Raw genomic sequence first — 15,398 nt, 5'->3', positions numbered from 1 at the left:
CGGCGGAAGGCACGGATTTGATTCGTGCCTTTTTTCATGACGAAGTTGCAAATGATTTGACAAATGAATGCATGTATAATATCCATCTTGGAATGAGGCTTTGAAAACGAACCGGACCAAACGGTATAGAGGCTAACTTTAGTGGGCTACACCATTAAAGACATCGCGTTGAGGGCTGGTGTTTCGAAGTCGACGGTTTCGCGCATCATTTCGGGAAAAGGGGTTGCAAGTCCAGAGACACGTGAAAAAAGTATTAAAAGTGATGAAGGAGCTGCAGTATAAACCAAATGCCTTGGCAAGGGCGATGGTTTCGCAGCGAACGAACAATATAAGCGTAGTGGTTTATCATTCACGTTCTCCAATGGCTTCGATCCTATAATTTTTCTTGAAACATGCTCATTTTCCTGCTTTTCCAAAAGTTTGTTATTCTACAGTAACAGATAGTTAAAGATGGAAACTTCTTGTATACTAAATACGTATAACCATTACGTCGATGGATTGTCTTTGTTTAAGGGGGATAGAGAAATCATGAATGGAGAGCCCAGAAAAAGAATCTCCGAACGAGCGCTATCGGTATGGCGGATATACGGCATGATCGGATTGACCGTTTCTTTTATCGTCTTTGCGGCTATCATTGTCCTTATTATCGTTTTTGACGGGCCGAAATGGATTATTCCGATGCTGATTATTATATTGATTGGAGAAGGCTATTTTTTTATCTTCTTTATTCCCGCATTGCGTTGGCGGAGATGGCGTTATGAAGTGCGTGAACAGGAAATCGAGATTCAAAAAGGACTGTTTGTCGTGAAACGTACATTGATTCCAATGATTCGGGTCCAGCATGTTGATTCAAGTCAAGGGCCATTATTAAAAAAATACAGACTGGCATCCGTCACCATTTCCACTGCCGCAACGGTACATGAAATTCCGGCACTTGATGAGGAGGAAGCGGAGGAGCTGCGTTATTCTATTTCCAGATTGGCGAGGGTGGCGGATGAAGATGTCTAAGAAAAAACGACTGCACCCCATTTCCGTTGTAGCCAATATCGTAAAACAACTGAAAGACGCGATTTTACCGATCATTCTCGTCATTATTGTCGGGAATAAAACGATTTCCTCTATGTGGGATATCGCCGTGCCGTTTGCCATTATCATTTATACGATTGTCATTGGAATTGTTTCTTGGATTCGCTTTACCTATCGTTTGGAAGAAGGGGAATTGCGAATCGAATATGGCGTTTTTGTAAGAAAAAAACGGTACATTCCTTTTGAACGCATTCAAGGCATTTCCATATCACAAGGCTTTCTGCAAAGAATGTTTGGAGTTGTAAAAGTAAATGTAGAAACAGCTGGCAATCAGCTGGGAGAAGCGGAGGCTGTGTTAACAGCCGTGACAAGGGAAGAAGCGAAACAACTTCAACGCTTGATTCAAAAATCAAAAGAAAAAACAGGAGCAATCGAGAACATTTTGCCGCAAGATGAAAGCACAACGTCTTTTGCCCAAAATGATCAAGAGTTGGAACAAGAAACGAAAAACATTATCTTTTCGATGAGTTTTTGGGAAATTTTCCAAGTAGCCGTGACTAGCGGAGGAGCATTTGGCGTTATTTCCGCCATCGTCATTTTTGTCTTACAATTTGACGACATCATTCCTTATGAGAAGTTATATAAAGATGCGCAAAAATTTATTGCGCATGGCATGTTTTATACCGTGGTGACCATCATATTGATTTTTATTGCTGCCTATATTATCTCCATCATTCAAAATATGATGAGATACGCATTTTTTACGGTGGAAAAAGCAGGGGAGAACATCATTATCTCAAGAGGCCTCCTTGAAAGGAAAAAGATTGCGATCCCGACAGAGCGGGTGCAAGGCATTGTGGTAAAGGAAAACATTATCCGACGGTGGTTTGGGTATGCTTCCGTTTATATCATTCATGCAGGAGGAGCTTTCAATGAAGGCGATCCCGAGAGTATTGTCCTTTGTCCTTTAATCGAAAAAGAGCGGATCGCTTCCGTTATTCTATCTTGTCTTCCGGATTATAGCTTAAATCATGAATTCATTGCACCGCCAAAGCGGGCGCGCATCCGCTACATGGTCCGTCCTTTATACTTTTTGCTTTTACCGGTTTGCATAGTAGCTTATTGGCTGCGTCCGTGGGGATTATTGCTTTTGCTATTACTGCCAATGGCTTCTTATTTTGGCTATCTCAGTTATCGGTTTGCCGGTTGGTCGATTTCAAATTATCAGCTTGCGCTAAGAAGTCGCTTTTTGAATGTCAGAACCGTATATATGTTAAAAAATCGGATTCAATCCATGGAATTTTCTTATAATTGGTTTCAGCAAAGGAAAGGTCTAGGAACCATTTCGGCAACGGTCATGTCGGGAATTGGCGGTGCTCAAGGGGAAGTGATAGACCTTGATAAAGAAGATTTACAAACAATTTATACGTGGTTTAAACGTACAAAAGGGGAATAAAGTTTCTCTTGAGATGGGACAGCAAGCGAAATTTCCTGTTTAACAACGTTGACCAAACAGGAAATTTCGCTTTTTTATCACTATTGAAGACGTTATGGTGAACGATCCAACATTTAATACCGATTGCGAATCGCAAAAGAACGGTTGATCAGATGGTTGCACGGCCAATGCGGCTGGCTTCAGGTACTTCAATCAGACGACCGCTTTTCACGTCGTAAATAAAACCGTAGATCGTAATGTAGCCCGGAACGAGAGGGTGGGAACGAATGCGTTCAACATCGTCGATAACACTTTGTTCAAGTCAGAATCGCAAATCGACGCTTCGGCGGCATCGCTAGATTCGCTTTGTCCCCGAAATTAGCGGCATATTCCTCATTCGCGGCCAATACTTCCTTTAAAATATCGCTCATTTTCCGTCAACCTCTCTTAAATTAATTTTTATAAATCATATATGTTTACTATGATTATAGTACGTGGTTATCCTATCGTCAATTAATTCTTGCACGTATTTCCTCTTTCTTTATATTTCCCTCTGAAGTTAAAATGGATTTGAGCTTATTGTTTGATAATAAATAAAGATCATTGTAATTTAAAGATAGTTCATCAAAAGTCTATTTAGGAGTTGGTTATATGAAAGTGTTAACCGTTGTCTCACATCCTAGAAGAGAATCCCTTACTTTTGCGATTGCTGAACGTTTCATTCAAGGCTTAAAAGATGCTGGGCATGAAGCGGAAATTGCGGATTTGTACGGTGAAGAATTTAATCCGCTGTTATACGAACAAGATGAACCTGATTGGGACAATCCTAATAAAACATATTCTCCACGTGTTCATGCAGAAATGGAAAGATTGAAAAGAAACGATGGACTAGCCTTCATCTTCCCATTATGGTGGTATTCATTACCAGCGATGGTAAAAGGATATATAGACCGGGTATGGAACTATGGTTTTGCTTATGGAGGAGCGCGTCTCCCACACAAAAAGGTATTGTGGATTCCGCTTGTCGGAGAGACAGAGGAAAGTCTTAAAAAAAGAAATTTCGATACGATGATTTCCCATTATTTGAATGTTGGTTTAGCCGGTTATACAGGTATTCCTCAGTCGGAAGTGGCATTTTTGTATAATACGTTAGCGGAAGATATCGAAAACGAAGAGGAATTCAACAAACATTACGAAAGTCTTTTCAATCGAGCGTATGAGCTAGGGAGTACATATAGCCATTCACTAACGGAAAAATAATTATGGTACATGGTGATTCCGCTATAAGTTTTCCCGCTTATTATGATGGAGATCATCGTCGGCTTCATTGTATGGGAGCTTTCTGTAAAGTTTGCATGTCCACAGTGCGGTGGAAGTAAAAAGCTTGTTGCTTATCACGACGATGGAACTGATGGCAACTGTTAGTTTCAAGTAATTCATTAATAGAGGCATTGCGGTTTTCGCAATGCCTCTATTTTTAAGTCAAAATAAATTCATGATGTTAACTTTTCGTGTCCAAAATATTGACTTATAATCATATAACCTAACAAAGTCAAATACGGAAAAATGGCCAATTCTAATGTAAAAGCTCAGTTAATAGGGAACGGGGATTTCAAGAGAACATCCGGTTTTATTAAAATCCTTGTTGAATTCTCTTAATAAGGCAAGAATGGTAAGACGTGATTTATCGCCTATTAACTTAAAATGTTCTGCCATCGTTTGAATAAGTTCTATTTATTATCACCTCCATATCAAGTTCTTTGAGTAAATTCAGCTGCCATTTAACTCTGAAAGTGATTATGCACTGATCGGTTTGTTCACAAATTCCTACCGAATCAATATATTGGAAAGTAAATATATAATTATGTTTTTATATAAACAATACTTTTCATGTTAAATAATTGTTAAAAATAAAAAAGGGGTAGTCGATACTCAATATTGCATCTATACACGCAAAAATACGTTGTTGAAATATTTCTTTTTGAAAACTCCTTGCGAAAATGAATGCGCATCCCGCGGCGTTAGTCAAATAATAAACAAACTAAAATATGAGAGATTTTGCGATTATTTGACTATTAAACTGCATCTCTTTTATACTTTTGTTAGCTTTATTATAAAAACGTTTTTATGGGAGGGTGATATGATGGCACAACCGAAGTATATTACAAATATCGAAAAAATCACACAAATCCCTAAGGAAGAGAGAGAAAAGTTAAAAGAAATCACTAACAAATTTGTATTTAGAGTGAATGATTATTATCTTAATCTGATTAATTGGGATGATCCGAACGATCCTATCCGAAAATTGGTGATACCGAACGAAGGGGAATTAAATGAATATGGCAGTTGGGATGCTTCAGATGAGGCGGCCAACTATGTGGTGCCGGGATGCCAGCACAAGTATAAAACGACTGCATTACTCATCGTTTCAGAAGTTTGTGGAGCATATTGCCGATTCTGTTTCCGGAAGCGTTTGTTCCGTAACGATGTAAAAGAAGCTATGTCAGATGTAACGCCTGGTATAGAATATATTGCACAAACTCCTGAAATAAATAACGTTTTATTGACTGGCGGAGACTCTCTTATTTTGGCAACCAAAAAAATTAGATATATTGTAGAAAGATTGCGAGCGATTGACCATGTGAAAATCATCCGTTTTGGTTCAAAATTGCCTGTCTTTAACCCTATGAGAATTTATGAAGATCAAGAACTGCTTGATCTGTTCCGGCAATATTCCACACCAGAAAAACGCATTTATGTCATGGCACATGTAAACCATCCACGTGAAATAACAGAAGAAGCTCGTAAAGCGTTCCAAGCTCTTCACGATGCTGGAGTTATCGTTGTGAATCAAACTCCTATTTTAAAAGGAATAAATGATGATCCTGAAGTGTTGGCAGAATTGCTAGATAAGCTGTCATGGGCAGGAGTAACACCGTATTACTTCTTTGTTAATAGACCGGTAGCGGGTAACAGCGATTTTGTATTAACACTGGAAGAAGTATACAAAATAGTTGAACAAGCAAAAGCAAGAACATCGGGATTAGGCAAACGCGTTCGCCTCGTTATGAGCCATTCCTCAGGAAAAATTGAAATATTGGCAATCGAAAATGGCAAAGCATATCTAAAATATCATCAGTCAAGAGATGATGAACAATATGGAAAGTTTATGATTTTGGATTGTCCAAAAGATGCCACTTGGTTTGATGACTTACCTGGAAGTGAACAATATTGGAAAAAACCAGTAAAAAAAGCAGTTCAATTGAGCTCGGTTAACTAAATGGACCTCTCCCACCTTCATTTAAGGGGTGGGAGTTTTTATTGCCTTCACTGAAGAAGGTTCTGATTAAGACATAAATTTGATGTTAGTCTAAAAAGCGGACACACCAACAAATAGAGACGTTATACATTAAGGGAATGTCTAACGTGGGTAAAAGTTTTGATAAAGAATTGAAGCTTCATGTCGTCAAACTAGTTGTAGAGGGGGAAAATACCATCGCTGAAACGGCTTGACAATTACAGAAATTTCAAATCAAACACTTATAGCATTAAACGCAGCGATGGAAGCGGTACGTGCGGGAGATTACGGAAAGGATTTGTGGTGGTTGCTGATGAAATGGTTCAAGGAAACATCATAATAAGAGAGGCTGAGCTTCAAAGCCAGCCTCTTTTCTTTCAAGCAAGCATCGCACGCATATCTTCTTCAACATCACCAATCAGTTTCAATCCGAACATGTCTTGTAATACGCGCATAACACCTTCAGAAATAAAATGCGGCGCTTTCGGACCAATGCGAATGTCTTGAACACCCAGACTGAGAAGACCGAGTAAAATTGCAACTGCTTTTTGCTCAAACCAAGAAAGAACAATGCTTAATGGAAGTTCATTCACTTCACAGCCAAATGCATCTGCAAGCGCCGCTGCAATTTTTACTGTCGAAATCGAGTTGTTACATTGACCTAAATCAATGTAGCGAGGGATGTTCGTTCCAGGCACTACTCCATAATCAATATCGTTGAAGCGGAACTTTCCGCATGATGTTGTTAAAATAACGGTTTCAGGCGGCAGCGATGTTGCTAATAAACGGTAATATTCACCGCCTTTTCCAGGCGCATCACACCCAGCAATCACAAAAAATCGTTGGATTTTACCATCTTTTACCGCTTGAATAATTTCTGGAGCGATGCCGATGACCGTCTCATGATGGAATCCAGTCAGCAACGTTTCATCGGATTCAATATTCGCTTCAGGAAGTTCTAACGCTTTTTCGATCAATGGAGTAAAATCATCATTTTCAATTTTTCGGACATTTTCCAATCCTGCGACATCATACGAGAACATTCGATCGGCGTATGTTCCTTTAATAGGCATGACACAGTTTGTCGTCGCTAAAATAGCACCTGGGAATTTTTCAAACAAGCGGCGCTGATCATACCATGCTTTCCCAACATTTCCTTTTAAATGTGGGTATTTTTTTAATTCAGGGTAACCATGAGCCGGTAACATTTCGGAATGTGTGTAAATATTGATTCCTTTTCCTTCTGTTTGTTGAAGCAATTTTTCTAATGCAAGTAAGTTATGGCCTGTAACAAGAATACATTTGCCTTCAATTTTATTTTGTGTTACACGCACCGGTTGAGGAATGCCAAGTTTCTCGGTATGCGCTCGGTCGAGCAATTCCATGACACGAATCGCTGCTTTTCCAACTTTCATGGCCATATTGAAATGTTCTTGAACGTTAAAGTTAGAGTTTGTTAATGTCATATAGAGCGCTTCGTGTGTTGTTGTGTCAACGAAAGGATCTGTGTATCCGAGTTGATGAGCGTGTGTACGGTATGCTGCAATTCCTTTTAAAGCAAATACGATAATGTCTTGTAAACTCGCAATCGTTTCATCTTTTCCACATACACCAACGACGGTACAGCCTCCCATTGGCGTTTGTTCACACTGATGGCAAAACATTACTTCCCCTCCCTAAATATAGTCGGCATTTTAAAAAATATAGGAAATATTTTCTAGTATAAGTGATTTATATCACACTTCAAATCGGAAGTGTGGCGAAAATATGAAGAAAAGATGACGACTAACAATGGGTATAGATTCATGTATGTATAAAATGTAGTGGGCGAAGGGGATTCTTAACTATCGAAAAGACGTTTTTGGATGTCATAAAAAATTCACCAAGTATCATTATACTGTTTTTGTTTTAACCGTTCTTCAAGAACACGAATCATGAATAAAAAGTGTTCAGCTTCGCGAAGAACGTGGTCAGCTAGTATGGTCAAAAGAACCACTGCGATTGTCATTGTTTTTTAATGTTGGTCTAAAAAGTGGACACGTCAAATATAGAAACGTTATCATAAAACTAAGGATGCTGTTACGATTATGCCTGCATGGGGTCGTTTCACAGTAATTATCAAGAAAGAGCTTGTTTTTCTTGAAAAATAGGAGGAAAAGGCCAAAGACAGTGATTTTGAGCATATCAAGTGTTTTTATGATTACCAACGAGTTCATTTTAGTAATGGCCATCTCCAGTGATGCATGAAAAGGCATACGAGTCATCTCTTTTCCTATCATGGCCAGCAAGCGGAGCGAGGTAGAAAAAAATCTCTATTTTTTGACATAATTATAAAGTCGAGGTGCATGGGAAATGTTGTTTATTGATAATAAGGGAATTACAGATCCGAGAATTAATTTGGCAATCGAAGAGTATGCCTTAAAAAACCTTGATATTAATGAAACGTATTTATTGTTTTATATAAATGAGCCTTCCATCATTATCGGAAAAAACCAGAATACTATTGAAGAAATTAATACAGAGTATGTAGAGAAAAACGGGATCCATGTTGTCAGAAGGTTGTCAGGCGGCGGAGCCGTTTATCATGATTTAGGAAATTTAAACTTTAGTTTTATTACGAAAGATGATGGCGACAGTTTTCTTAACTTCCGGAAATTTACGGAACCTATTATCAAAGCATTAAAAAAACTTGGTGTTAATGCAGAATTAAGCGGTCGTAACGATATTATTGTGGAAGGAAGAAAAATTTCCGGGAATGCCCAGTTTTCAACAAGGGGAAGAATGTTCAGCCATGGTACGCTGCTGTTTGACTCGAAAATAGAGAATATCGTTTCAGCGCTTAATGTAAAAAAAGATAAGATTGAATCAAAAGGAATTAAGTCCATCCGCAGCCGGGTGGCAAATATTTCTGAATTTCTAAAAGAAAAAATGACAATAGAAGAGTTCCGTTCCGTCCTGTTAGAGAGTATTTTTGGAAAAGACAAGGACATTCCTGAATATGTCTTGACAGAAGAGGATTGGGCTAACATTCACAAGCTCTCTAGAGAACGCTATCAAAATTGGGAATGGAATTACGGAAAATCGCCTAAATTTAATCTTCAGCATTCACACCGGTTCCCGGCCGGCCAAATAGATGTGAGACTCGAAGTTCAAAAGGGAATCATTGAAAATTGCAAAATTTACGGCGACTTTTTTGGCGCCGGAGACGTAGCGGAAATCGAAGAGAAACTTATCGGAAAACGATATGAGAAATCTGAAATTGAAAAAGCGTTGCAAGATGTCGACATCAAGCATTATTTCGGAAATATTGAGAAAGAAGAATTTATCAATTTGATATATTGAACAAAAAGGCAAGCGGCCCCATTTAGCCCTGACAAACATTGACCCTGCACTATCGTGCAGGGTTTTTACTTTATCTGGGGATGATAAGGAGAAATGTTATAGAAGGTGTTTCAGTGTTAACACGTAAATATCGTTTACAAGTGAATATGACATGTACTGGGGGTGAAGAGCACGCTAAAGCAGCTCTTAATAGCATAGGAGCAAAGATTTGTGCATCGACGGAGGCATGAATCATGTGTGAAAGGGACAGTTTTTTATCATTCGGATCGTGGAAGTCAAAATTCATGGCCTTTTTCTTGGTATCGTTAATGTCTTCCAATCTTTTGATTTTATTTGTTTTGCGATGTAGACAATTTGCCCAATATGATAGGAATAATGGTACATTTGCCGTTCGATGGCTTGAATGACGGAATGAGGTTCGTTTCGGATCGTAACGGTTTTTAATAGATCATCTTCCTTTATTTCGTTTAACGTATTTAAAAATGTTTTCCAGCCTTTTTCCCAGCAAGCGAGCAGTTCTTCCCGGGTGCTCCAATCGTTGATAAATTCATCATCACGATTTCTATCCGGTTTTTCACCGTCTGAATGGAAAAAGTCGGTCCAGCGGGAAAACATATTGCCGCTCATATGTTTGACAATAATGGCAATACTATTTGATTCTTCATTGAAACAATAAAAAAGCTCTTCTTCGGATAATTGCTCCATTGCTTTTTCCGCTGTCGTTTTCATATCTAAAAATCGTTCCCTCACGACCCTTAAGTACTCTTGGCCAATATTCATATTTAATCCCTCCATAAAAGCAACTATTGATCTATTCCACAAAAGAGAATAAATTCCTGCTTGTGTAAAAAAAATCAACCTTTAATAAGTTTTTCTTCTTTTATACGTAAAATATGGTAAATTTTATATTAGAAGTATTAACATGATCGTCTTATCGAAAGGGGAAATATAACGGATGCTAAATAGTTTTCTTTCCTCGATTCTTCTTGGATTATCTCTATCTATTCCCATTGGTCCTATTAATATAGAAATGATCAAGAGGGGAATAAAATTTGGCTTTTTTCATTCGTGGGTTGTTGGATTAGGCGGTATGTCAGCAGATTTAGTCTTAATGTTTGCGATATTTTTTGGTTTGTCCACCTTTTTAACACAATCTGTGATGCAGTTTATCATGTGGCTTTCCGGATTTCTAATTTTGTGTTATTTGGGTTATGAAAGCATAAAAGAGGCATTTAAAAAAGTGGAAATAAGTGGAGAAGTAAAAAAAGAAAGTCTGTCTAAATCGTATCTATCCGGATTTCTTATTGCTTTATCGAATCCACTCAATATTGTTTTTTGGGTTAGCATTTACGGATCCGTATTAGCCATCGAATTAAATTCTGTTGAAAGATATCAGGCACTGATCGAAAGCAGTGCAATATTTTTAGGAATCGCATTATGGGATTTTACAGTCGCATTATCTGTGCATTTAGGAAGAAAAATGATAAGCCAAAAATGGCTAAAATGGTTATCTGTTGCTGCGGGAATTTCCTTGGTTGGATTTGGCATAAGCTTTGGATATAGAGCCTTTAAAACGTTTCTGCATATGATTTAATTTAGGCGTTCACGATCTAAATTAGACAGTGCGGCTTTTCTAGATTGGCAAGCTAGAGCGGTACTATATAGATTCAGATTAATTTTCCGACATAACTATCTGTCCAATGCGTTGGAGCACTTTTTCTGGAAATTGAGTGAGATGCTCCAAGAACGAAACAATCGATTCCCGCAACTCTTTTCGATTGGCATGCCCTTGGAACGAGGAAAGGCTGCTTGGGAAGCTTCAAGAGTGGATCCTTTCCCAGGTCGAACGACTGGCCAAACGGAAGAATCAACCCCTTTTTGTTTCGATTGATGATACGATTTGCCAAAAAACGAAGCCTTCGTCACGGGCTGCGCACGCCATTCAAGGGTGCGACTGGCACTACTCGCATAAAGATCATCAATCGGTCTGGGGGCATTCGCTCGTTTGGCTGATGGTGCACACCTTCACGCAGGCGTTCCCATTTGCGTTCCGCCTGTATGACAAGAAAGCGGGAAAAAGCAAGATCGACCTGGCGATCGAGATGCTTTCCTCGCTCAAGGTGAAGCGGGCTCAGCCGGTGTATGTGCTCATGGATTCGTGGTATCCGTCCAAAAAGCTCATTGAAGCCTGCTTGAAACAGGGATTCCATGTCATCGCGATGCTCAAGACGAACCGGATTCTCTACCCGAAAGGCATCGCCATCCAAGCCAAGCAGTTCGCCCGCTATATCGAGTCCAAAGACACCCGCCTCGTCACGGTGGGGCAGGAGCGTTATCGCGTGTATCGCTATGAGGGGGCCATCCATGGCCTCGATGACGCGGTGGTGCTGCTGGCTTGGAAGGCGGATCAGCCGATGGCGCCGGAACATCTTCATTGCATCTTGAGCACCGACCGGGAACTCGGGGACGAAGACATCTTGCGTTACTACGCCCAGCGCTGGACGATCGAGTGCTTTTTCCGGCAGGCGAAAGATCAACTGAAGCTGGATGGATACCGCGTTCGCCACATTCGGGCGGTGAAACGGTATTGGGCGGTGGTGCTGTTGGCCTGCGTGTACAGCATCGCCGAATCCCGACAAAACCTCTCCACCGGGCTGGAGCTTCTTCGGTCGCGGAAAGACCACAGCGTCGTCGAGTTCATTTATGACGCTGCAAAGCAAGATATTCCCATTGATGTGATCAAAAAACAGCTCCGTATCGCGTAAGGGGTACCCTGTTTGTCTCTCTAACCATGGAAATTATTGTAATGAAAAATGCTCATCTACAGACTGTAGATGAGCAAATTCACTGACATAAATTGACAACTAAACAAAAAAGGAGACATGAACCCGATTCCTTGGTTAGAATAGATGTACCACCAACTATCCACAAGGAGGTTCATGTCTCATGAATAGATTAGCACATCACCAAGGAATCCACAAGTTTTTCTTCACGCTGGGGTTGACGCTGCAGCTTTCCAAACCGGTCATCAAGCATCTCATTCATATTGTCGATGCCTTGACCACCAAGGGATTCTCGGGAACATTGACTGATATTCATTACTGGAGCTTTCATCCGAATCATCGAACGACGCTCAGTCACTTTTTCACGAAAAGCCCTTGGAACGAGGAAAGGCTTATTCTTTGAGGCGTGTCCACTTCGCCGCTAGAGCATAAGACACTCAGGTCTACAGCTTTACTTTTCTTTAAGATGTTTAATGCGCCATTGACATCAGCATTAATTAGTTTGCCAGACTTTGTTCGATACAAGCCGCGCTTAATACGTTTGCCGCTGAACTTATATTCTTTTGGATTGTCGGCATTATATTCAGGAATCTCATCCCCGTCAAAAAAGCTGGCTTTAGACGTATATGACTCTTCCTGTTTGAAGAATTTAATGCTTTGAGGCGTGTCCACTTCGCCGCTAGAGCATAAGACACTCAGGTCTACAGCTTTACTTTTCTTTAAGATGTTTAATGCACCATTTACATCAGCATTGATTAGTTTGCCGGACTTTGTTCGATACAAGCCGCGCTTAATACGTTTGCCGCTGAACTTATATTCTTTTGGATTGTCGGCATTATATTCAGGAATCTCATCGCCGTCAAAAAAGCTGGCTTGAGACGTATAGGATTCTTCCTGTTTCAAGAATTCAATGCCGTAAAATTTACAAAGATATTCTAGTTTTTCTTTTATGTTACCGAGAGGAATATTGACAAAGTTTTGATTTGTCTTTTTTCCTAGATTAATATTGCGTTTCGTTTGTAATTTGTAATCCTTTTTTCCTCATTCTTCTTCCGCTCCTTTGATTTACTCATTTAGGAGCAGTATAGACAAGGATGCAGGTTGATTAAACATGTCGGAATTTCAAACTGGATTTATATAACTCCAATGTCAATACACCGGCATATCCTGGCTGTACCACAGAAGATATAGTCACCCCCAGTCTATTCCATGAGGAACGTGTAACTACTAATCCCATTAAATTACTAGGCAGTCTAACATATTCGAAGGTAGATGCTATAACAAGCTGGCCAGGATATAACAAAAACTTTTCACCAAAATTTCGATACGTCTGATCAAAAAAAGTTTCTATTGGTCTATTATTCTCCATCGGGTCAATATATGGCTCTCTAGTTCTCATATCTACTTTAAATTTTGTTCCTAACCTCAGGTCTATTGTCGAAGCTCCTAATTGCTTCTCTCTGTCTAATATTGGAGTAACAATCAATCTCTTTTCATGATCATCTAATGATAAATATTCCTCTATTTTATCTTTAGACAAAATAGCCATTTAATTCCCCCACCTTTCTTGGATGGTAGAGGCATGCAACGCATATTTCATTAATCCATTTAGCAACCCTAAGAAGTTGTACTCTGATTTTTCCCCATCCAAACTTTGAACTCTAGATAATATTTCATTGTCCCCTAATAATTTTGCAAACCAACCAGAATTCAATATAGCTTTTGCATTAGCTGGTTTTCCGTCTAATTCATTCGGCGGAACTAACCATTTAATTCTCTCTTCAGCCAGCCTCATCGCTTCTTCTATGTGGCATGGTTTCATTAAATTATCACCTATAAGCGCTTCAACTTCATTAACAACCAATGATAAACACTCTTCCCATATTCTTTCTAGTATTTGATAGGACTCCTGGTTAAGCATAAAACTTATATAATTGCGACTAATTATGTTAGGCTGATACACCACTTGGGCTTGTTCCCAGTCCTTTTCTAATGTATCTAAGATTTCCTTGATTTTTTCGTGTAAAGGATCATACAGTTTCAACTTTCGTAAAACACTTAACTGAAACTTAAATCTTAATCCATCTCGCGGATGTGTGTGGGATGGGACATCTATCAAGCTCCCCGTTTGAATTATTTGCGTACCTACAACTGAAGTAAGCAAGTCACTGGAAGAAAATATAAAAGCAGGTCCTAATAAATATATTGCCACACAGTCGGCTATAGCTTCGCGAAGCCATGCCCCCAGTACTGTATCATGGAGAAAAGATGAAATTTCCGCAATGGAAGCTGGATGATTGTTTTGTTTGAAAAAGAATTTTCCTAACTTATTTAAATAAGGGTGGGACAAAACTTTTTGTGCAAATATTTTGGACCAAAGTCCCCTATTTCGGTCAAAATAATGTCCTATTTCATGAGCATAAATACCACTTAAGAACACATTATCCTTATGCTGGCTTGGAAATGTTAATTTAACAAACTTTTTATTATTATTACTTGTAACTCCTACTTCATTTTCAAGTAGTTTTTTTATTGGATGCCAAATTTCCTGAAAAGTAAAATTTAACTGGTCTATAGGAGACGTTAATAATTCAAAATTTTCTCCGTCTATGTTTTTGATCATCTCTTTAAATATTTCCATAATCTCTAATGGATAAGATTTCAAATCTGTCCCTGAAATAGCACTTGCTACAAATTGAATACGGCGACTAAACCATATTTTGTTTACTGCCTTAGCCTTAGAAGAAATAACATGCTGTTCATTTTCCTCCAAAGCTTTAATTTCCGATATTAAAATATCCCGCAGTTGTTTTACAATTGGTATAAGATCATTTACGATCAGTTCCTTTAAAGCAACAGATGGATATATCTTTAATGAAAGATTTTTTAATTGATCTTCAAAATTAAACATATCACTAACTGTAGCCTTTAAATTACCAATCGCAGATATTCTCATATTTAAATTCTCCAACCCCCGATATTACTTGAGGTAAAACTTAAGACCTCATTATTTAAATATTTAGAAATGGACTGAAAAACATCTACGATTGAGCCTACATCATCTTCATTTGCTGTATTTCCTTTCTCAAGCTCATTTAAAACTTTAATATGTTCTGATACAGACTTTTTGATATCTTCTACAGTACCTTCAAACTCAAGAGCATTTACGTATATGCTAAATGCTTCCCCCCCTGATATACCTGCTGTACTCATTTTATGGGTTCCATTGCAAAATTGGACAATTGATTCTAGGAAATCTTTAGCTTGCCATAATGAGTTTACTTCTAATGAAGAAAGTGGACTTCCTTGAATACTTTTGTATATCGCATCGAGCAAGATATTTGTATCAAACCCAATAGATAAGTCCGATTTTCCATTTGTAAATCCTATCTGAAATTGATTCATAAAAAGTTCACCTTCTTTTTTTAAAGGATATATAAATGAAATGTTAAATATTCTCTGTTCCATCACTTCTTTGACGGAATAAATCTAAGCCGTTGCCAAGATTGTAAAT

At 38.8% G+C, this 15,398-nt stretch carries 12 protein-coding genes and 3 pseudogenes; 9 read left to right on the top strand and 6 right to left on the bottom strand.

What is annotated here, in order from left to right:
• Positions 1–141 precede the first annotated feature (141 nt).
• The 5 genes from B9L23_RS21540 to B9L23_RS11315 all read left to right on the top strand — a co-directional run bounded on the left by B9L23_RS21540 (position 142) and on the right by B9L23_RS11315 (position 5,741).
• The gene (locus tag B9L23_RS21540) at positions 142–282 is read left to right on the top strand and encodes a LacI family DNA-binding transcriptional regulator (protein WP_321164205.1); all 141 of its coding nucleotides are present in this window, start codon (positions 142–144) and stop codon (positions 280–282) included.
• Between the two features lie 246 nt (positions 283–528).
• A complete protein-coding gene (locus B9L23_RS11340) occupies positions 529–1,008 on the top strand; it encodes a PH domain-containing protein (protein WP_089097680.1) in 480 nt (159 codons plus the stop codon).
• Complete coding sequence (locus B9L23_RS11335; RefSeq protein ID WP_245842404.1) at positions 1,001–2,482, top strand: PH domain-containing protein; 1,482 nt, start codon at positions 1,001–1,003, stop codon at positions 2,480–2,482. The genes B9L23_RS11340 and B9L23_RS11335 overlap by 8 nt, the downstream gene beginning before the upstream one ends.
• Positions 2,483–3,112: 630 nt before the next feature.
• Positions 3,113–3,721 carry an NAD(P)H oxidoreductase gene (locus tag B9L23_RS11325; protein ID WP_062754618.1) on the top strand — a complete coding sequence of 203 codons (609 nt, stop codon included), beginning with the start codon at positions 3,113–3,115 and terminating at the stop codon, positions 3,719–3,721.
• Between the two features lie 883 nt (positions 3,722–4,604).
• The gene (locus B9L23_RS11315; RefSeq protein WP_041269672.1) at positions 4,605–5,741 is read left to right on the top strand and encodes a KamA family radical SAM protein; all 1,137 of its coding nucleotides are present in this window, start codon (positions 4,605–4,607) and stop codon (positions 5,739–5,741) included.
• Positions 5,742–6,136: 395 nt separating this feature from the next.
• Here the strand turns inward: B9L23_RS11315 and hcp are convergent, their stop codons facing one another.
• Entirely contained in the window at positions 6,137–7,423 is a 1,287-nt protein-coding gene (gene hcp / locus B9L23_RS11310) for a hydroxylamine reductase (RefSeq protein ID WP_089097678.1), read from the bottom strand.
• Between the two features lie 688 nt (positions 7,424–8,111).
• Between hcp and lplA the strand changes: the two genes are divergently transcribed.
• Positions 8,112–9,101 (top strand): lipoate--protein ligase, encoded by a 990-nt coding sequence (lplA, locus tag B9L23_RS11305; protein WP_062754614.1) that lies wholly within the window; start codon positions 8,112–8,114, stop codon positions 9,099–9,101.
• Positions 9,102–9,383: 282 nt separating this feature from the next.
• Here lplA and B9L23_RS11300 read toward each other — a convergent pair whose 3' ends face one another.
• Positions 9,384–9,881 carry a DUF1572 domain-containing protein gene (locus B9L23_RS11300; RefSeq protein ID WP_081189972.1) on the bottom strand — a complete coding sequence of 166 codons (498 nt, stop codon included), beginning with the start codon at positions 9,879–9,881 and terminating at the stop codon, positions 9,384–9,386.
• Positions 9,882–10,056: 175 nt separating this feature from the next.
• Between B9L23_RS11300 and B9L23_RS11295 the strand changes: the two genes are divergently transcribed.
• The 3 genes and pseudogenes from B9L23_RS11295 to B9L23_RS11285 all read left to right on the top strand — a co-directional run.
• Positions 10,057–10,695: a LysE family transporter gene (locus B9L23_RS11295; RefSeq protein WP_089097677.1), complete on the top strand. Its 639-nt coding sequence runs from the start codon at positions 10,057–10,059 to the stop codon at positions 10,693–10,695.
• Positions 10,696–10,888: 193 nt separating this feature from the next.
• A pseudogene (locus tag B9L23_RS11290) lies at positions 10,889–11,866 on the top strand (IS701 family transposase); the annotation flags it as partial.
• A 181-nt stretch (positions 11,867–12,047) separates the two neighbouring features.
• Positions 12,048–12,281, top strand: a pseudogene (locus B9L23_RS11285) (IS701 family transposase); the annotation flags it as partial.
• Here B9L23_RS11285 and B9L23_RS21080 read toward each other — a convergent pair.
• From B9L23_RS21080 to B9L23_RS11265, 4 genes and pseudogenes are all read right to left on the bottom strand, one after another.
• A pseudogene (locus B9L23_RS21080) lies at positions 12,239–12,898 on the bottom strand (zinc ribbon domain-containing protein); the annotation flags it as partial. The pseudogenes B9L23_RS11285 and B9L23_RS21080 overlap by 43 nt on opposite strands.
• A 91-nt stretch (positions 12,899–12,989) precedes the next feature.
• Complete coding sequence (gene dcd / locus B9L23_RS11275) at positions 12,990–13,433, bottom strand: dCTP deaminase (protein ID WP_089097676.1); 444 nt, start codon at positions 13,431–13,433, stop codon at positions 12,990–12,992.
• The gene (locus B9L23_RS11270) at positions 13,434–14,840 is read right to left on the bottom strand and encodes a hypothetical protein (RefSeq protein ID WP_087960298.1); all 1,407 of its coding nucleotides are present in this window, start codon (positions 14,838–14,840) and stop codon (positions 13,434–13,436) included.
• Positions 14,841–14,842: 2 nt separating this feature from the next.
• Positions 14,843–15,289: a hypothetical protein gene (locus B9L23_RS11265; RefSeq protein ID WP_081189993.1), complete on the bottom strand. Its 447-nt coding sequence runs from the start codon at positions 15,287–15,289 to the stop codon at positions 14,843–14,845.
• Positions 15,290–15,398 lie beyond the last annotated feature (109 nt).

The sequence above is a fragment of the Parageobacillus galactosidasius genome, assembly GCF_002217735.1.
Taxonomy (GTDB): domain Bacteria; phylum Bacillota; class Bacilli; order Bacillales; family Anoxybacillaceae; genus Parageobacillus_B; species Parageobacillus_B toebii.
The sequence above is the reverse complement of the archived record's forward strand: the minus strand, read 5'-3'. Positions and strand labels throughout refer to the sequence as shown.

What these genes read in the sequence shown, in the direction of transcription:
- B9L23_RS11295 (WP_089097677.1), top strand. Translation starts at nt 10,057, where the DNA reads ATGCTAAATAGTTTTCTTTCCTCGATTCTTCTTGGATTATCTCTATCT.
- dcd (WP_089097676.1), bottom strand. Translation starts at nt 13,433, where the DNA reads ATGGCTATTTTGTCTAAAGATAAAATAGAGGAATATTTATCATTAGAT.
- hcp (WP_089097678.1), bottom strand. Translation starts at nt 7,423, where the DNA reads ATGTTTTGCCATCAGTGTGAACAAACGCCAATGGGAGGCTGTACCGTC.
- B9L23_RS11315 (WP_041269672.1), top strand. Translation starts at nt 4,605, where the DNA reads ATGGCACAACCGAAGTATATTACAAATATCGAAAAAATCACACAAATC.
- B9L23_RS11270 (WP_087960298.1), bottom strand. Translation starts at nt 14,840, where the DNA reads ATGAGAATATCTGCGATTGGTAATTTAAAGGCTACAGTTAGTGATATG.
- B9L23_RS11340 (WP_089097680.1), top strand. Translation starts at nt 529, where the DNA reads ATGAATGGAGAGCCCAGAAAAAGAATCTCCGAACGAGCGCTATCGGTA.
- lplA (WP_062754614.1), top strand. Translation starts at nt 8,112, where the DNA reads ATGTTGTTTATTGATAATAAGGGAATTACAGATCCGAGAATTAATTTG.
- B9L23_RS11265 (WP_081189993.1), bottom strand. Translation starts at nt 15,289, where the DNA reads ATGAATCAATTTCAGATAGGATTTACAAATGGAAAATCGGACTTATCT.
- B9L23_RS11300 (WP_081189972.1), bottom strand. Translation starts at nt 9,881, where the DNA reads ATGAATATTGGCCAAGAGTACTTAAGGGTCGTGAGGGAACGATTTTTA.
- B9L23_RS11325 (WP_062754618.1), top strand. Translation starts at nt 3,113, where the DNA reads ATGAAAGTGTTAACCGTTGTCTCACATCCTAGAAGAGAATCCCTTACT.
- B9L23_RS11335 (WP_245842404.1), top strand. Translation starts at nt 1,001, where the DNA reads ATGTCTAAGAAAAAACGACTGCACCCCATTTCCGTTGTAGCCAATATC.